Below are 16481 nucleotides of genomic sequence, written 5' to 3'. Positions count from 1 at the left end.
CCGGACCGCAGACGCTCCACTCCGGACGGAACACTCGATCTACCCCACTCTGCCATGGCCGTCGAACACGGTCGGTAACTACCGTTGCGAGTCGATCACTGCAACTGGGGGCGGTAGTAGTGGAAAGCACGATAACCGAGGCCGTACCGGAGAGCCTTGATCCCGGACCCGAGGGTCCCGGCCGCGGTGGGCTTGTCACCGTTCTGCGGGGTCACCTCGACCTCTTCCTGAATGCCGGCTCGCTCATGGCGACCACCGCGATCACGTCGCTGTTCGGGTTCGCGTACTGGTGGCTGGCGGCGCGCACCGCCCCGGCCGCGGCGGTCGGACAGGCTTCGGCCGCGGTGTCCGCCATGACCCTGATCGGCACGATCGGGATGTTCGGCATGGGCACCATGCTGATCTCGGACCTGCCCGCCCTGAAGGGCCGCAAGTGGGAGCTGATCAGCACCTGCCTGCTCGTCGCCGGCAGCGCCGCGACGCTCGGCGGGCTGATCTACGTGGGGCTCGCCCACTTCGCCGTCCCCGGGTTGCGGGAAGCGCTCGGCAGCACGGCCGCCACCGTGCTGCTGGTTTTCGGCATCGCGCTCAACGCGATGACGCTGGTGCTGGACGAGGCCCTGGTCGGCCTCCTCCAGGGCCCCCTGCAGCTGATGCGCAACGCCTGGTTCTCGGCGATCAAGCTGGCACTGCTCGGCGTCCTCGCCCTGCTCCCGCTCGCCCTCACCGGCGGCGAACTGCTGCTGACCTGGGTGGCCGGCATGGTGTTCTCGGTCGCGGTCCTGGGCCGGGCACTGCGCCGCAAGGGCATGGTCGATTCGGTACGCCCCCGCGCGTCGCTGCTGCGCGGCCGGGGCCGGGCGACGTTCGACCACAACCTGCTGAACCTGGCGACGTACCTGCCGCGTGCGGCGCTGCCGCTGGTGGTCACCGCGGTGCTGTCGGCAGAGGCGAACGCGTCGTTCTACACCGCGTTCATGGTGTTGTCGTTCCTTGCCATGGTGCCCGGCAACGTGGCGCTCACGCTGTTCGCGGTGGCCAGCGGCGACAAGGCCGCGCTGCGCTCCAAGGTGCGGATGGGCCTGCTCATCTGCCTCGGTGGCGGCCTGCCGGTCTCGCTCGTGGTCGCGATCGCCGCCGGCCCGATCATGTCGATCTTCGGCGCGAGCTACGCCGCCTCGGCCGGCACGGCGCTGACCATCCTGGCGCTGACCTACCTGCCGTTCGTCTTCCACCACTTCTTCCTGGCGATCTCCCGGGTGCAGGGCACCGTCCGCGGCGCCGGCGTCTTCTCGGTCTTCGCCGGGGTCGCCGAGCTCGTCGCGGCCTGGTACGGCGGCAGCCGGGGCAGCCTCACCGAGCTCGTCACCTGGGTGGCGCTGGTGATGGCGGCGGAGACCGTCCTCGTCGCCCCGACCGTGCTGCGAGTGGTCTTCGCCAAGGCAGCTCCCGAAGGAGAGAACATCATGTCGAGCACCAGCCTGACCCTGCACGAGCGTGCGTGGCTCCCGCTGGAGTACATCCGTACCGTCGGACCGCTGACCGGGGTCACGGCCGCGCGGTTGCGCGCCGCGCTGGTCGGACTGCACGCGGCCGACCCGGCGCACCGGGCGGTGTCGCGCCTCGACCGCAGCGGCGCTCGGTGGCTGCACATGGATGCTGACGCCTTCGCCGCGTACGTCCAGGACGCCGTGACCGACCTCGGCGACGGACCGGCCGACTTCGACGCGATGACCCGGCAGCTGCAGGCGGAGCCCCGCGGCCACCACCCGGTGCGGATCCTGGCCGGCGGCGGCTACGTGGCGATGAAAGTGGCGCACGCGTACGGCGACGCGGGGCCGGTCAACACGCTGCTGCGGGAGCTGGTCCGGGCGGCCGGCGAGGAGCGGGCCGCGGTGATCGCGCCGTCGCAGCGGCACCGCTGGGCGCTGCCGAAGGCCTGGTGGAAGCAGTTCGGCACCAAGCCGGGACGGTGGAAGGAGGGCCTGAGCTTCGCGCGGCCGCCGCACTCGGAGCAGTCCGAGACCCGCCCCTGGACCGCGAGCCTGACGGTGGAGACGGCACGCTCGGCCGATGTCCTGCCGAAGATGCGGGTGTGGCGGGACGAGCACTCCCCCGGCGTGACCACCTCGGCGATCACCTTCGCGGCGTTCACCGCGGCCCTGCAGGAGCTGGGGCTGAACCCCGACATGGCCGGCGGCACGTTCCTGGCGGACGCGCGGCGCTACGTCGACAAGGGCGTCAGCATCGACAGCAACTTCTGCATGGGCCCGTACCTGACGCCGGCGAGCCTGACCGATCCCGCGGCGATCCACACGACGCTCAAGGCCGAGCTGGCGACCGGCCGGATCCTCACGATGATGCTGCTGCGCGAGGGCAAGCTCCTCGTCACCGGGGCTCCCGGCCTGCCGGACCCCTACCCGGGCGAGGCGCCGGCGTCGCCGCGGCCGCGGCTGACCTTCAGCAACCAGGGGCGCCACGACGTGCTCGCCGACCTGCCGTGGGCGGCCGAGCCGGCGGACCGGGTGAACCAGAGCGTCCCGACGCTCAACGGCCCCGAGGGCATCACGCTGACCACCTCCGAGATGGGTGGCGTGCTGCACCTGGAGGCCACGTTCCACGCCTCGACGTACGACCCGGCCGTGGTGGCCCGGGCGCTGCAGCTGGTCTGCACCGACCCGGCCGCACTGATCATGGCCACCCGGTAGAGAGACTTGCGCGCGGCCGGCCGCCCCCGCCGGCCGCGCGCATCCCCGGCGTCCTCTACAGCTTCTGATACATGACGTGCAGGCCGACCCGCCCGTGCGAAGCGGAGTCGAAAGCCTCCGGGATCGTCGTCATCACCTCGAAGCCGAGCGACTTCCACAGGTGTACGGCGGCCGCGTTCGACTCGACGACGGCGTTGAACTGGATGCCGTGGTAGCCCTCCTTGCGCGCCCGGTCGAGGACGTACGCGCCCAGCGCCCGCCCCACCCCACGTCCCTGAGCGGCGGGACCCACCATGAAGCTGCCGGTGGCGATGTGCGCGCCACGCCCGGGACGATTCGGTCCCATCTTGGCGGAGCCGAGCACCTCGTCGCCGTCGACGGCCACCACGGTGAGTCCGGGCGGCTGCTCCATCCACAGTGCCCGGGCCTCTTCGCTGCTCGCACCCAACGGGTACGCGTACGTTTCCCCGGCCTCGACGATCGCGGACCAGAACGGGAAGATGCTCGGCCAGTCCTCCGGAGTCGCCACCCTGATGTCCATGGTCCGACCCTAGAGCGAACTGGTACGGATACTCATACCGGCGGCCGGCGCCGGCTGACAGCATTCCCCGCATGACTCAGGTACGCCGCGAGCCGGCGTTTCTGCTCGGGGCCGGCGCCGTCGCGCTGGCGGTGTCGGCGATCCGGCCCGCCTCGTACGGGACCTGGCTGCTCGAGGTTCTGCCCGCCCTGATAGCGGCGCCGCTGCTGGTGCTGACGTACCGGCGGTTCCCGCTGACCCCGCTGGCGTACCGGCTGATCCTCGCGCAGGCGCTGATCCTCATGGTCGGCGGCCACTGGACCTACGCCGAGGTGCCCGCCGGCGACTGGGTGCGCGACCTCTTCGGGCTGGACCGCAACCCGTACGACCGGCTCGGCCACCTGTTCCAGGGCATCACCCCGGCAATCGTCGCGCGGGAGATCCTGCTGCGCCGGACCCCGCTACGGCCGGGCGGCTGGCTCTTCGCCCTGGTGGTCTGCGTGGTGCTCGGCATCAGCGCCTGCTGGGAGTTCTTCGAGTGGTGGTCCGCGCTCATCGGCGGGTCGGCGGCCGACGACTTCCTCGGCACCCAGGGCGACGTCTGGGACACCCAGTGGGACATGTTCCTCGCCATGGTCGGCGCGATCCTCAGCCAGCTGGTGTTCGCCCGGGTGCACGACCGTCAGCTGACATTTGCCCGTTCAAATCACCTGGAGCCGCCCGGGGAGCGACGATAGGGGCAATCGGAGGCGGAGAGAGGAACGGCAATGTCGCTCAGCGCGGCCCATTCGAAGGCGTTCCGCCGCGAGGTACCCCTGGAGGGCCGGGTCTGGTCCATCCGGGACACCGGCGGCTACCCGGCCCCTCGCAACGCGGACGGTACGCGGGCGATGCCCTTCTGGTCCAAGCGGTCCCGCGCCGAGCGGGTCGTCGGTGCCGTCGAGGCGTACCGGGACTTCGAGGTCGTCGAGATCCCCCTGCCGGACTGGCTCGGGAGCTGGCTGCCCGGCCTGGACCGGGACGGCGTGCTCGTCGGGGCGAACTGGGCGGGCGCCCGGGCGACCGGGTTCGACCTGACGCCCGCCGAGGTCGCCGCATGGTTCACGGAGCCGGTGACCCACTGACCTCCGGCACCGCCGAAGCGCTCGCGGACGGTTCGGGGCCGCGGGAAGGGCTGCGGGAAGGGCTGGGCGAATCGGACGGTGTTGCGGCAGGTGACGGGAGCGCCCGCGGCGATACGGTGCGCTCCGGCAGGTCGAACCGCCATCCGTCCGCCCGCAGCCGGGGAATCAGCTCGCGCAGCGCGGCCACCGTCTGCTTGCGGTCGCCGCCGCCGTCGTGGACCAGCACCACCGACCGGGGCTCGAGCTGCTTCTCGATCCGGTCGGCGATCACCTCCGCGCCGGGCCTCAGCCAGTCGTCGGGGTCGACCACCCAGCCGAGCGGGGTGTGTCCCAGCTTGGCGCCCTCGCGGGCCGAGGCACCCCAGGAGCCGTACGGCGCCCGGAAGAACGGCACGGTGGCGCCCGGGGCCGCCGCCGCGATCGCCGCGTCGGTGCGCTCGATGTCGGCTCGCGTCGCCGCGGCCGGCACCACCCCGAGGTCGTCGTGCTTCCAGGAGTGGTTGCACAGCGCATGTCCCTCGGCGACGATCCGGCGCACCAGCGCGGGGTAGCGCTGCGCCTCCTCGCCCACGAGGCAGAACGTCGCCTTGATGCCGTACCGGCCGAGCAGGTCGAGCACCTGCGGCGTGTACGGCGACGGGCCGTCGTCGAACGTCAGCGCCAGCCGCTTCCCGGAGCCCTCGGTGCGCACCACCGGCGTACCGAATCCCGGCTTGGCGCTCTTCTCCGGCGCCGCGTCGCCCGAAGGGCGTGACCGGCCCGCATCGCCGGCATCAGTACGCCCCACATGCGCGGCCGCGGGCAGCGTCCGGACCGGGGTCCCGATCAGAGCGTCGCGCGTGAAGGCGCTCCACAGCTTCGCGGGCACGGTGTCGCCCTGGATCGGCTTACCGGACGAGTCCCGGATCGGCCCTGGCCGCTCCCGGCCGACCCACACCGCGGTCGCCAGGTCGGGCGTGTACCCGGCCATCCACGCGTCCTGGTTGTCCTTCGTGTCGCGCCACTGCTGGGTACCGGTCTTGCCCGCGGCAGGCCGCCCGGGCCGCACCCGGTCCGCGGTCACGACCGCGCCGAGCACCGAGCCGACGTCCGCCGCAATCTCGGGGGCGAGGACGGTACGGGCGCCCGGCGCCGCGGTCCAGAGCTGCCGGCCCTGCGAGTCGGCCGCCGCTTCGACGAAGTGCCGCTCGTGGCGTACGCCGCCCGAGGCGAACGTGCCGTAGACCGTCGCCAGGTCGCCCGGGGTCACCGGGTACCGGCCGATCGCGATGTCGGGACGGGTCCTCCCGGGCCGGGGATCGCCCTTGGCGTCGACCAGCGTGGGCGCTCCGGCGTACCGCTCGGAGATGCCCAGCGCGTGCGCCATGTCCCGGACCGTGTCCGCGCCGATCTCCTCGGTGACCGCGTAGAACGGCGTGTTCAGCGACTCGACCATCGACTTCTCGAGGGTGCAGTCGGGGCACTGGAGGTTCTTCTGGTTCCGCAGCGGCACCCCGAGGCGGCCCGGGAAGATGCGCGGCGAACTGCCGTCCCACCGTGACGTCGCGCTGATCCCCCGGCGCAGGGCGGCCGCGAGCACGATCGGCTTGAACGTGGACGCGGCCGGATGGGCCGCCGAGGCGTCGTCGAAGAAGCCGCGGCCCCGCTTCCCGCCGTAGTACGCCCGGACGCCGCCGGTCCGGGGGTCGACCGCGACCAGCGCCGCCCGCAGGTCTCGGGGCTGGCCGGCGAGGTGCCCCGCGACCTGGTCGGCGGCGGCCTGCTGCGCGGCCCGGTCCACCGTCGTGACCACCGACAGCCCCTGGGTGTGCAGGGCCTGGGAGGTGACGCCGTGCGCGGCGAGTTCCGCCTCGACCCGGTCGATGACGAGCCCGTCCGGGCCCGGGCCCTTGGCCGACGGCGGTTCGACCCGGGGGTACGCGGGTTCGCCGGCCAGCCACCCCAGGTCCCGCTGCGCCTTCACCACCCAGTTCCACCGCCTGCGGGCCGCGGCGGCGTCGTTGGCGGGGTCGTAGCGGTACGGGTCCTTGATGACCGCGGCGAGCACGGCACCCTGCGCCGGCGTCAGGCGGTCCGGGGTGATGCCGAAGTACGCATGGGCGGCCGCAGCGATCCCCTGCGCGCCACGTCCGTAGTAGATGGTGTTGAGGTAGCGCTCGAGGATCTCGTCCTTGGAGTGCTCGCGCTCCAGCCGGATCGCCAGCGCCACCTCCTTCGCTTTGCGCTCGACGGACACGTCCTGGGTCAGGAAGGCGTTGCGGACGTACTGCTGGGTGATGGTCGAGGCGCCCTGCCGCCCGCCACCCGCGTCCGCCACCACCGCGCGCAGCACGCCGCGTACCGACACGCCGGCGTGCTCGTAGAAGTCCCGGTCCTCGGCGGCGAGCACCGCCGTGCGGACCGCCGGGGGCACCGCCGACAGCGGCACGTCACTGTGGTCGATCGTCCCGACCCGCGCGAGGATCGTCCGGCCGTCCCGGAAGTACAGCGTCGAGGCCTGGGGTGCCACGGGCGCCGGGGGCACCGGCACCGACTCGACGTACGCCTCCGCGGCGGCTGCTCCCGTACCGCAGTAGAAGAGGGCGATCACCACCAGGCGGGTGACGATCCGACGGAGAAGGCGCCGCCGCTGCGGCTTCCGGTCCGATTCTTTCTCCACGACGACAAGACGCGGCAACCCCGGCATCAGTGGCATTCGATGGCCGGTTATGAGACATGTCTCGCCGCGCCGCATTTCATACCTGGCAGAGGTGGTATTCCGGTCGGCCCGCCCCTATGCTTGCCGCACTGCAAATAAGGGGGCAGAGTGCGAAGTCTCGAGATCCTCGTCGTCGACGACGACGACGCGGACGCCTTCATGATCTCGGAGGCGCTGGAGAGTTCCGAGACCCGGACGACGGTCAAACGCGTGTCCGACGGCCGCGAGGCGCTGGACTACCTGCGGCGGATCGCGCCGTACGGCGAAGCGCACCGTCCGGACCTCATCCTCCTCGACCTCAACATGCCGCGCATGGACGGTCGCGAGACGCTGGCCGCGATCAAGACCGACGACCGGCTCAAGGCCATCCCCGTGGTCATCCTGACCACGTCCGGCGCCGACCAGGACATCGCCGCCAGCTACCAGCACCAGGCCAATGCGTACGTGACCAAGCCGTTCACCCTGGACGACTTCGAATCGACCGTACGCACGATCAACCGGTTCTATCGCGAGGTGGCCGTCCTGCCGCCGGGCGACTGACGGCCCGGTTATCCGCCGGCCGGCCTGGGTACGTCCCCTCGCATGCCCGACACCGATTCCGCACCCGAGGACCTCGGGGCACCGCAGTCGTTCCTCGTCCTGGCCGACGGCACCCCGGTCTACGACCGCGCGGGTGACCGGGTCGGCACCGTGGCGCACGTCCTCGCCGGGGACCAGGAGGACATCTTCCACGGCCTGGTCGTGAAGACCGGGGACGGCCACCGGTACGCCGCCGCCGACCAGGTCGACGGCATCTACGCGCACGGCGTGATCGTCGCCGTGCCGGCCGGCCGGCTCCCCGAGCCCAGCGAGGACGCCGCCGCGGAGAACGACTCCCTCGGTGACGGCCTGCGGCGCGCGTGGAAATGGCTCGTCCAGCCGAAGTGACGCCCGCCGCCGGCGCACGGGGCGCGGACGGCTAGAAAGAACGCATGGATGACGAACTCCGCGACGCCGAACGGCGGTTGCAGGCCGCCCAGGTCGCATCCGACGTCACGGCGCTGGACCGGCTGCTCCACGACCGGCTGGTCTTCACCGGGCCGGACGGCAGGCTCTACTCCAAGGCCGACGACCTGCGGGTGCACCGCGAGGGCTCGCAGGTCATCCGCTCCCTCGACGAGGAGCACCTGGACGTGCTCGTCGCCGGCGGCACCGGGGTGACGTGGTTCCTCGGCCGGCTGAGCGGCAGCATCGACGGCGTGCCGTTCGACGCCCGGATGCGCTACACCCGCACCTGGATCCACGACGACGCGTGCGGCTGGCGGATTCTCGCGGCGCACGCGAGCGTGGTCTGACCGACCACCGGTGCGCTCTGGGTGGCGCCGCGAGGGCATCGACGGCGCCACCCACCCCCGTGCATCGAGCACGCCCGATCCTGCCCGCTTACGCTGAAATCCGGATTGATGAAGACTGAAACCCATGTGGGAGTTACGCCTGCTCGGTCCGGTCGAGCTCTGGGTGGCCGGGAACCGGCTCGACCTGGGCCCGGCGAAGCAGCGTGCGGTGCTGGCCGGGGTCGCCGCCGAGGCCGGCCGCGCCGTGCCGCTCGAGGAGCTGATCGACCGGGTCTGGGACGGCACGCCGCCGCGGACGGTCCGTAACGCCCTGCACACATACGTGCTGCGCCTGCGCCGCGTGTTCGAGGAGATCGGCGCGGACGCTCCCCGCCTGGAGTTCCGCAGCGGCGGGTACGCGCTGGCCGCCGACCCCGACCGGATCGACCTGAGCCGCTTCCGCGAGCTGATCGCCCGGTCCCGCCGCAGCGGGCTTTCCCCGTCCGAGGTCGCGGCGCACCTGCGGGAGGCGCTGGCGCTGTGGACGGACCAGCCGCTGGCCGGCCTGGGCGGTGACTGGGCCGCCGGCCTGCGCGACGACCTGGCCCAGCAGCGGCTGGGGGCGGCCCTGGCGCTGGCCCCCGTCGAGCTCGGCCTCGGCACCGCCCCGGCCGTCGTGGCCGAGCTGCTGCGGCCGCTGCTGGACGAGCATCCGCTGGTGGAGCCGCTCGCCGTGCTGCTGATCCGCACGCTGCGCCGGGACGGCCGGGAGGCGGAGGCTCAGGCGGTGTTCGCCCGGACCCGCCAGCGCCTGCACGACGAGCTCGGCACCGCACCCGGGGCCGAGCTGCGGCAGGCGATGCAGAGCCGGCCCGCACCGGACGCCGGCCGCCCCCGCCAGCTGCCGATGGACGTCCGGGGATTCACCGGGCGCCGGGCGGAACTGGCGCGCCTCGACCACCTTCTCGGCCGTACCGGGCGGGAAGCCGTCGTGGCGACGCTCTCGGGCACGGCGGGCGTCGGCAAGAGCGCGCTCGCCGTCCACTGGGCGCACCGCCTCGATGACCGGTTCCCGGACGGTCAGCTCTACGTCAACCTGCGCGGCTTCGATCCGAGCGGCCCGCCGGCCGCGCCGGCCGAGGCGTTGCGCGGCTTCCTCGAGGCGCTCGGTGTGCTCCCCCAGCGCATGCCGGGGGACCTCGCCGGCCAGTCCGCGCTCTTCCGCAGCCTGCTCAGCGGACGCCGGATGCTGATCCTGCTGGACAACGCCGCCGACGCGGGGCAGGTCCGGCCGCTGCTGCCGGGCGCGGCCGGGTGCCTGGTGCTGGTCACCAGCCGCGGCCGGCTGGGTGGGCTGGTCGCGGCCGAGGGCGCCCATCCCGTACGGCTGGAGACGCTCCCCGCCGGCGAGGCGCGCGACCTGCTGGCCCGGCGCATCGGGCCGCGCCGGGTGGACGCCGAACCGTCGGCGGTGGCGGAGATCGTCGCCGCCTGCGCCGGCCTCCCGCTGGCCCTGGCCATCACGGCGGCCCGGGCCGCCACCGACGAGGAGTTCGCTTTGGGTACGGTGGCGGCCGAGCTGACAGGCTCCCGGCACCGCCTGGACGCGCTGGCCGACACCGACCCCGCCACGGACGTCCGCGCGGTGTTCTCCTGGTCGTACCGGACCCTGGACCCGCCGGCCGCCCGGCTGTTCCGGCTCTTCGCGCTGCACCCCGGCCCGGACGCCGGCCTGGCCGGGATCGCCGCCCTGCTCGGGGTGCCGGCCGCCGAAGCGCGTGCCCCGCTGGCCCGGCTCGTGCAGGCCAACCTCCTGGTCGAGCAGCCGGCCGGGCGGTTCGGCTGTCACGACCTGCTGCGGGCGTACGCACGGGAACTGGCCGACTGGAACGACCCGGAAGCGGACCGCCGGGCCGCGACCCTGCGCATCCTCGACTATTACCTGCACACCGCGCTGGCCGGCGACGAGCGGCTGTACCCGCACCGGCACCGGTTCCACTACCGCCCCGAGCCGGCCGCGCCCGAGGTCCGCCCCGCCGATCTGCCCGGCGTCCCGGCGGCGCTGGCCTGGTTCGCCGCCGAGGAGCGCAGCCTGCGCGCCGCCGTCGACCAATCCGCGGCCCAGGGTTTCGACACCCACGCGTGGCTGCTGCCGTGGGCGATGTCCACGTACTTCGAGCGCCAGTGGAACGGCCGGGACTGGCTCGCCTGCCTGGGCGTCTCGCTGGCCGCCGCCGAGCGGGCCGGCGACGCGTTCTGGCAGGCCCGCATCCTGTGCAACCTGGGGAACGCCTACCGTGAGCTGGGCCGCCCCGAGGAGGCCCACACCCACCTGACGCGCGCCCTCGAGCTGTTCGGCGACACCGGCAACCTCGACGAGCGCGCCCTGGTCCACCTCAACCTGGGCACCACGGCCCGCCGCCTCGGCCACTACGAGGAGACCCTCCGCCAGGGCAAGCAGGCCCTGGAACGGTACGGCCAGCTGGGCGACCAGCCCGGCATGGCGTCGGCGCTGAACAACCTGGGCTGGTGCCACGTGACGCTGGGAAACTACGCGGAGGCGCTCGAATACTGCCAGCGCGCCGTCGCCATCCAGGAAGAGGTGGCGAACTGGCCCGGAGCGGCCCATTCGTGGGACAGCCTGGGCTACGTCCACCACCACCTCGGCGAATTCGACGATGCCATCCGGTGCTACCGCCGCTCCCAGGAGCTGTTCCACCGGCAGGGCGACCGCCGCCTCGAAGCGACGATCCTGAGCCACCTCGGGGACGCGCACCAGGCCGCGGGTGACCCGGCGGCCGCGCGGGAGGCGTGGCGTCAGGCGCTGCAGATCTTCACCGACCTCGACCACCCGGACGCGGCGGAACTACGCGCCAAGCTGTCTGAGTGATCACGGATGTTCCAGCCGCCCGACGCCCGCCGGAAGCTTACGGTGAGATGGTGTCGCACCGACTCCCCGTAACGATCTCCGCGGTCGTCCTGGCCCTCGCCGGCTGCTCGGGCACCGGCCCGAAACCGGTGGCCGCATCGCTCGCACCGTCGCCGGCGTCCCTCGCCGCCGCGGACGAGCCACCCGGCACCATCGCCTGCGGCAGGATCGCCGAGGCGGTCGAGGCCGCCACCCTGATGCAGCCGGGCGTGATCACCGGCGTCAACGCGTCCACCGCGACCGCCGACGCCCCGGTGGCGGACGCGGCGGCCCGCCTCCAGCAGGCGTACGAGCAGGCGGTGAAGGCCCAGGGCAGCGAGGACGAACCGGATCTGGTGGCCGCCGTCAGCGCCGCCGCGGCCGACATGGTCTCCGTCTGCGCCGACTCCGGGCTGGAGACGGCCGGATAGGCCCTAGAGGGCGCTGCCGTTCTTGTACTGGTCCCAGCTCATGTTCCAGTCGGTCCAGCCGTTGCCGTTCTGGAGCTTCGCCTCGGTGCCCTTGACCGTGATCGGGTCGCCCATCATCGTGCGGTCGAAGAGCCACTTGCCCATCGCTTCCGACACGTTGACGCAGCCGTGCGAGACGTTGCTGTGCCCCTGGACACCCTCCGACCAGCGGGCGGCATGGACGAACTGGCCGCTCCACGTGATCCGCTGGGCGAAGTCGATCTCGGTGCGGTAGCCCTCGCCCTTGGGCAGCTCGTCCATCGTGTCGAAGACGGTGTGCCGCTTCTTCTCGATGATGACCATGGTGCCGCTCGACGACGGCGTCGACTTCTTGCCGAGGCTGACCGGGATGCTCTTGATGGTCTTGCCGTCCTGCTTGACGGTCATGTGCTTGGTGCGGTTGTCCACCGTCATGACGAAGGCGCGGCCGACCTTGAGATCCACAGTCACGTCGGAGCGGCCGTACCAGCCGTCACCCATCGGAACGCCGGCCAGCTGGACCTTGTAGAAGATCTTCGTGTACGGCTTCCAGTACGTCTTGGGGCGGTAGTGCACCTCGGTCGGGCTGGTCCAGTGCCAGGTGCCCTCCTGCGCCGGCGTGGCGGTGACGGCCATCCGGCGCTCGACGTCGGCGCGGTACTTCTCCGGGACCGAGCGGCCGAACCTGACGATCATCGGCATGCCCACGCCGACGGTCTGGCCGTCCGCCAGGAAGCTGGAAATCCGCACCAGCTTCGACGGCTTCTTCATCACCGTGAAGGAGCTGGTGGTGGACCCGCCCTTGTCACCCGAGGGGGTGCCGTTGACGGTCACCGTGTAGGTCTCGCCCCAGCCGAGCGCCTTCGCCGGCCGGAAGACCTTCTCATCCTTGTCGAGGGTGCCCTTGACCTCGCCGCCGTCGCCGTCCTTGACCTCGACGGACGTGTTGGCGGGGTCCTCGGTCTCGTACTTGATCTCGGTGATGGCCTTGACCCCGGTCGCGTTCGCGGCCGGCGAGGTCACAGCGACGGTGCTCAGGGTCGGCGCCGGCGCCGGCGCGCCCGACTCGCCAGGTCCGGCCGACCCGCCCTGCCAGGAGGGGGAATCGGACTTGTCGTCACCGCTGCAACCGGCGCTCAGCAGCACACCGGCAGCCACCAAGGCCACCGCGGCACTACGCCACTGGCGCCGCCCGGCCGGGCCGGTCACTCTGCGAAGTCTCATGATCCCTCTCACCGCGCTGTCGTCCCGGCGACCATCATCCGTCATGAATGCCAGAGCTCCAATCCCGGATTCGTGCCGCGTACCCCCATCCGGCCTGGCCAGGCGCCCCCGATACGGGCGCAGGCCCCCGAGTGACGGGTTTCCGACCGCGCGCCTTTAGCGTCAGTCCTGACCCGCCTGCGCGGCCAGCTCGGCGGGCACCGGGAGGGCGCTGCCCTTGACGAACTCCTTCCAGCTCACGTCCCACGGCGTCCACCCGTTGCCGTACGTCAGCTTGTCCTCCGTACCCCGAACGGTGACCGGATCACCGATGAGCGTCTTGCCGAACAACCACCGCGCGTTCGAGGGAGAGACATTGACACATCCGTGTGACACGTTCCGGTGACCCTGGGCACCCACCGACCACTCCGCCGCGTGGATGAACTGGCCGGACCAGGTCAGCCGCTGGGCGTACTCGATCTCGGTGCGATAGCCCTGCTCGGGCCCCAGCTCGGCGATGGTGTCGAAGACGGTCGAGGCCTGCTTGTCCATCACCACCATGGTCCCGCTCGACGACGGGGTGCTCTTCTTGCCGAGGCTGACGGGCAGCGTCCGTACGGTCTTTCCGTCCTGGACGACGGCCATCTTCTTCGTCTTGTTGTCGACCTTCATGACGAAGCTACGCCCGATCTTCGCGGTCGCGGCCCGGTCCCGGTCGCCGTACCGTCCCCCGCCGGTCGGCAGCCCGCCGACAGCGATACGCACGGCGAGCTCGGTGCCCGACTGCCAGAACTTCGGAGCACGGTAATAGGCCTGGGTGCCACTCGAGGTCCACGACCAGGTTCCGGGCTGCGCGGGCGCGCTCTTGACGAACATCCGCTTCTGTACGGCGGCCCGGTCCTTCTTCTTGATGCCGGGGTTGAACTCGACCACGACCGGCATGGCGACCCCGTAGGTGCGGTCGTCGAAGAGGTACAGGCCCGTACCGGTCTCATGCCCCGGCCGGCCCATGGTGGTGAAGGTGGTGGTCTCGGTCTTCGACTGCCCGGCCTCGTTCACGGCCGTGACCGTGGCCACGTACCTCTTGCTGGTCTGCAGGGTCTTGCCCGGTACCCAGGCGGAACCGTCCTCGCGCAGCTCACCGGAGACGGCCTTACCCTTGTCGTCCGCGAGGGAGACGGTCGTCACCTTCCCGCCGGCGACCTTGAACCCGATCTCGGCACTGACCGGCACGCCCTTCTTCCCGGTGGCAGGCGTCACGCTCAACTCGAGGGCCGAACTCCCGCCGTTCTGCCCAGCCGGCCCGGAACCCGGCGAACCGGATGCCCCCGCCGAAGGCCCCGCGGAAGCCCCGACCCAGGCGGCGTCAGCCGGCTTCGCCCGGCCCTTCCCACACCCGCCCAGCGCCAGCGGCGCCACCACCACCAGTGCCACAACCGCCAGTAGCGAGCGCCGCCGCATGCCGACCATCCTCTGCCCCGTTCTCACGTTCCGCGGGCACATCCTGCCTTACCGCAGCAACAGAAGGGGCCCACCGAGCGGCGGCTTGCCGACGGCGATCATGCCGGAGCCCCGATTTTCGGAGCGCCGGAAGGTCGTGTTAATGTTTCTCCCGTTGCCAGCGAGCGCCGCTAGCTCAATTGGCAGAGCAGCGGACTCTTAATCCGCGGGTTGTAGGTTCAAGTCCTACGCGGCGCACAGGTGATCATGGCCCTGACCAGGCATTTCTGCTCTGGTCGGGGCCCTTTTCGTGCCCCTTGTGGACGCTTGCGTGATCCATGCGTGATCCGGAGACGCTGATACCTGGCGACAGGGGGCAGCATATGCCGTCATGGCTGCCCGCCGGTGATCCAACTCACCTGCCACCACGGGCGCTGTTGCCGCCGGGATCCATCGCTTCCGAGCCCGCATGGCGCTCCGCCCCTGAGATCCGCCCGCACGGAATCGGCGGCACGTGGCGGCGAAGCTGGAACTTGAGCCGGCTTGCGAGTGTTGATCGCGACGAGGCGCGCTTACGACCACGGCCGTCGAAGGTCTTGAGCGCGCGCCCTGAAGCCCCGTACGGGTAAGGCTCCTTGAGTCCGGCGTCCGGCAGCCGATGGAGTGGCGGTCGGATGCATGGGGGGTGGCGGTGGTGGCTGCGGGGCGTACGCGCGCGGTGCTGCGCTGGCCAGCCGGGTTCGCCGCTCTCGTGATGTTGCTCGCCGCCGCCGGGTCGGTGCCCGCGCAAGCCGGGCCAGGCGACGATGACAAGGCCTTGTACGCGCAGTGCCGCAAGGCGGCGCAGGAACTGGCCGATAAGTACCGCCAAGTTGAGAACGCCTTGTTCGACATCGCCTGCGAACGGCCGGACGGCACGGTCGCGGACCCGAAGCTGTGGTGGCCGGCCGCGCCCACCCGGCCGGCACCGACCCGGCCGATTACCGCGGGCCAGGCAGGTTGTGTCGCCGGTACCGGGCGGCCAGTGGTCGGCACGACACTGACCAGCGTGTCCGCGACAGCGGGGCCGGGCGAAGCGATCACCTACCAGTACCAGCAGCTCGACGGCAGCGAAACCATCAACACATCCGGTACGGAGATCCTGGAGTTCGGTCCGGGCGACCTGGCGCCGGGCAGAAGCTACCGCTGGCGGGCACGAGCCGACGACACCCAGGAACGGGCCCGCAACCCCCTCTCCTTCAGCGACCCGAACGACGAGCAGGCCTGGACGTCCTGGTGCGAGTTCACCGTGTCCCCGGACGCCATCGACTATCGCGGGCTGGGCGACGTCAGCCTGGAAGCATTGAACGAGCTTGGCCTGCGTCCCGACCGCAGATACGCCGTTGAATTGACCGGCCGCCAGCAGCGCCTGCTCCGCGCGGGCACCGACGTCAAGCGGACCGACGCCAGGATGACGATGACCGGCCCGCGCTGGACAGACCTGCTCCTGCAACTGATCGAATCGGCTCTCATCGCGGACGAAGTCGCCGCCGAAGCCGACGAGGACGACCCGACAGCGCCGGACGGCGCCCCCTACCGCAGGCTCGTGGACGCCATCTCCGTCAAACTGGGCGGCCCGCACCATCCCCAGTTCAGCTAGACGCTGCCCCGTATGTAGCGCCCACGGCCAGTGGACGAAGATTCGCCAGCACGCAGGTTCAGCGGCTTGAGCGGTCTGTGAAGCAGTTCGAGGTCCAGGAGACGGTGGAGTCGGTGATGAGAGCGCCGGCGCGTCCGCCGATTGCAGGTCTTAGGGACTAAGGCGAAGTCCCTATGGGCGCTCCGTCGTCGACCTGCCGGCGCACCCACACGCGTAGCGCTGGTGGCTCTGGAACTGAGCGACACGAACTTCTGGCCACACGAGACGGATCCGGATCTCACCGACGCGTGGCTCTGGAACTCGGTTCTGTACCGCGAAGAATGATTGATCTTCAGGTCAATGGCAAGCAGGACTCGCCTCGCTTCGAACAGTGCCCGTCACTCACGCATAGCGACATGACGGACCCGGGGTGCCTCGCGCGTTGAGACTGTCGGGCGGAACAACACACGGTGCACTGGCTGTGACGACGCGCCGGGGGG

Annotated in this window: 13 protein-coding genes and 1 tRNA gene; 10 read left to right on the top strand and 4 right to left on the bottom strand. The window is 71.5% G+C overall.

Features of this window, described 5'->3' with window-relative positions:
• Positions 1 to 119 precede the first annotated feature (119 nt).
• Complete coding sequence (locus tag AB0368_RS31615) at positions 120 to 2708, top strand: hypothetical protein (RefSeq protein ID WP_366157673.1); 2589 nt, start codon at positions 120 to 122, stop codon at positions 2706 to 2708.
• 55 nt (positions 2709 to 2763) lie between these two features.
• On the opposite strand, the gene AB0368_RS31610 is transcribed toward AB0368_RS31615, so the two are convergent.
• Positions 2764 to 3249, bottom strand: coding sequence for a GNAT family N-acetyltransferase (locus AB0368_RS31610; protein WP_366157672.1), 486 nt, complete (start codon positions 3247 to 3249; stop codon positions 2764 to 2766).
• Positions 3250 to 3320: 71 nt separating this feature from the next.
• On the opposite strand from AB0368_RS31610, the gene AB0368_RS31605 reads away from it, so the two are divergent.
• The gene (locus AB0368_RS31605) at positions 3321 to 3965 is read left to right on the top strand and encodes a DUF2238 domain-containing protein (RefSeq protein WP_366157671.1); all 645 of its coding nucleotides are present in this window, start codon (positions 3321 to 3323) and stop codon (positions 3963 to 3965) included.
• Between the two features lie 30 nt (positions 3966 to 3995).
• A complete protein-coding gene (locus tag AB0368_RS31600) occupies positions 3996 to 4352 on the top strand; it encodes a DUF2750 domain-containing protein (RefSeq protein WP_366157670.1) in 357 nt (118 codons plus the stop codon).
• Here AB0368_RS31600 and AB0368_RS31595 read toward each other — a convergent pair.
• On the bottom strand, positions 4330 to 7038 hold the full coding sequence (locus tag AB0368_RS31595; protein WP_366157669.1) for a transglycosylase domain-containing protein: 2709 nt from the start codon (positions 7036 to 7038) through the stop codon (positions 4330 to 4332). The genes AB0368_RS31600 and AB0368_RS31595 overlap by 23 nt on opposite strands.
• 120 nt (positions 7039 to 7158) lie before the next feature.
• On the opposite strand from AB0368_RS31595, the gene AB0368_RS31590 reads away from it, so the two are divergent.
• From AB0368_RS31590 to AB0368_RS31570, 5 genes are all read left to right on the top strand, one after another.
• A complete protein-coding gene (locus AB0368_RS31590; protein ID WP_366157668.1) occupies positions 7159 to 7590 on the top strand; it encodes a response regulator in 432 nt (143 codons plus the stop codon).
• A gap of 42 nt (positions 7591 to 7632) precedes the next feature.
• Positions 7633 to 7977 (top strand): PRC-barrel domain-containing protein, encoded by a 345-nt coding sequence (locus tag AB0368_RS31585; protein ID WP_366157667.1) that lies wholly within the window; start codon positions 7633 to 7635, stop codon positions 7975 to 7977.
• Between the two features lie 44 nt (positions 7978 to 8021).
• Positions 8022 to 8384, top strand: a complete 363-nt coding sequence (locus tag AB0368_RS31580) for a nuclear transport factor 2 family protein (protein WP_366157666.1) — start codon at positions 8022 to 8024, stop codon at positions 8382 to 8384.
• Between the two features lie 124 nt (positions 8385 to 8508).
• Positions 8509 to 11253 carry a tetratricopeptide repeat protein gene (locus AB0368_RS31575; protein WP_366157665.1) on the top strand — a complete coding sequence of 915 codons (2745 nt, stop codon included), beginning with the start codon at positions 8509 to 8511 and terminating at the stop codon, positions 11251 to 11253.
• A 50-nt stretch (positions 11254 to 11303) separates the two neighbouring features.
• Positions 11304 to 11702, top strand: a complete 399-nt coding sequence (locus AB0368_RS31570) for a hypothetical protein (RefSeq protein ID WP_366157664.1) — start codon at positions 11304 to 11306, stop codon at positions 11700 to 11702.
• A gap of 3 nt (positions 11703 to 11705) precedes the next feature.
• Here AB0368_RS31570 and AB0368_RS31565 read toward each other — a convergent pair whose 3' ends face one another.
• Together AB0368_RS31565 and AB0368_RS31560 are read right to left on the bottom strand one after the other, a co-directional pair.
• A complete protein-coding gene (locus tag AB0368_RS31565; RefSeq protein ID WP_366157663.1) occupies positions 11706 to 12944 on the bottom strand; it encodes an Ig-like domain-containing protein in 1239 nt (412 codons plus the stop codon).
• Between the two features lie 162 nt (positions 12945 to 13106).
• The gene (locus AB0368_RS31560; RefSeq protein WP_366157792.1) at positions 13107 to 14393 is read right to left on the bottom strand and encodes an Ig-like domain-containing protein; all 1287 of its coding nucleotides are present in this window, start codon (positions 14391 to 14393) and stop codon (positions 13107 to 13109) included.
• 155 nt (positions 14394 to 14548) lie between these two features.
• Between AB0368_RS31560 and AB0368_RS31555 the strand changes: the two genes are divergently transcribed.
• Positions 14549 to 14621, top strand: a tRNA-Lys gene (locus AB0368_RS31555).
• Between the two features lie 496 nt (positions 14622 to 15117).
• Positions 15118 to 16002 (top strand): hypothetical protein, encoded by an 885-nt coding sequence (locus AB0368_RS31550; RefSeq protein ID WP_366157662.1) that lies wholly within the window; start codon positions 15118 to 15120, stop codon positions 16000 to 16002.
• Positions 16003 to 16481: the final 479 nt, after the last annotated feature.

This window comes from Actinoplanes sp. NPDC051475 (genome assembly GCF_040689425.1).
Taxonomy (GTDB): domain Bacteria; phylum Actinomycetota; class Actinomycetes; order Mycobacteriales; family Micromonosporaceae; genus Actinoplanes.
This window is presented reverse-complemented; position numbering and strand designations above follow the sequence as displayed.

Excerpts from the sequence above, each read along its gene's own strand:
- AB0368_RS31610 (WP_366157672.1), bottom strand. The coding sequence starts at position 3,249 with ATGGACATCAGGGTGGCGACTCCGGAGGACTGGCCGAGCATCTTCCCG.
- AB0368_RS31580 (WP_366157666.1), top strand. The coding sequence starts at position 8,022 with ATGGATGACGAACTCCGCGACGCCGAACGGCGGTTGCAGGCCGCCCAG.
- AB0368_RS31595 (WP_366157669.1), bottom strand. The coding sequence starts at position 7,038 with ATGCCGGGGTTGCCGCGTCTTGTCGTCGTGGAGAAAGAATCGGACCGG.
- AB0368_RS31585 (WP_366157667.1), top strand. The coding sequence starts at position 7,633 with ATGCCCGACACCGATTCCGCACCCGAGGACCTCGGGGCACCGCAGTCG.
- AB0368_RS31575 (WP_366157665.1), top strand. The coding sequence starts at position 8,509 with ATGTGGGAGTTACGCCTGCTCGGTCCGGTCGAGCTCTGGGTGGCCGGG.
- AB0368_RS31550 (WP_366157662.1), top strand. The coding sequence starts at position 15,118 with ATGTTGCTCGCCGCCGCCGGGTCGGTGCCCGCGCAAGCCGGGCCAGGC.
- AB0368_RS31565 (WP_366157663.1), bottom strand. The coding sequence starts at position 12,944 with ATGAGACTTCGCAGAGTGACCGGCCCGGCCGGGCGGCGCCAGTGGCGT.
- AB0368_RS31605 (WP_366157671.1), top strand. The coding sequence starts at position 3,321 with ATGACTCAGGTACGCCGCGAGCCGGCGTTTCTGCTCGGGGCCGGCGCC.
- AB0368_RS31560 (WP_366157792.1), bottom strand. The coding sequence starts at position 14,393 with ATGGTCGGCATGCGGCGGCGCTCGCTACTGGCGGTTGTGGCACTGGTG.
- AB0368_RS31600 (WP_366157670.1), top strand. The coding sequence starts at position 3,996 with ATGTCGCTCAGCGCGGCCCATTCGAAGGCGTTCCGCCGCGAGGTACCC.